Here is a 549-nt window from a genome sequence, read left to right on the forward strand (position 1 = left end):
TGTCGAACGGCGATGTTCTGTTGCGCAAGCATGCAGGCGGAGCGGTGCAGTCCCTCCGCCAAATTCGGGCGCCAAAGGGCGCGCCTGATGCGGGCAACTCATCCGCATTGGCGGGATATTCGTTCGACGAAGACGGCGATACAGGGATGTTTGCGGAGGGGGGCGTATCCGTCGGTAGCTCCGACCTCGTTTTTAGGGTTGACGGTGGCGAAGCAGGTCGAATCAAAGCGCTGATGAAGTCCTCTGCCAAGAATGGTTGGGGGCGGCTTCTGAATGGGCAGATTATGCAGTGGTGCGAATTTTCCGTTAAGCACGTTGCGGGCGCTGCGGTTGGGTGGAATCTTACATTCCCTACCTCCTTTCCTGTGCGAGTCATGCAATCGGTAATTAGCATTGGCAACGGCATTGGCGCGACTTCACTATCCTGCAGCGTCGAAGGCTTAAGCCTTAGCGGCGCGTCCGGCTATGTGTATTCCAATGACGACACCACACGCATCTATCGTCTTTTGGTAATTGGAGAATAACTATGACCGTCTTTTTTTGTCCGTC

At 55.2% G+C, this 549-nt stretch carries 1 pseudogene; it reads left to right on the forward strand.

From position 1 onward, the window contains the following. Positions 1-524 (forward strand): annotated as a pseudogene (locus AACW30_RS25485) (phage tail protein); the annotation flags it as partial. Positions 525-549: the final 25 nt, after the last annotated feature.

Origin of the sequence: Pseudomonas sp. MF6747 (genome assembly GCF_963890955.1) — a bacterium.
Taxonomy (GTDB): domain Bacteria; phylum Pseudomonadota; class Gammaproteobacteria; order Pseudomonadales; family Pseudomonadaceae; genus Aquipseudomonas.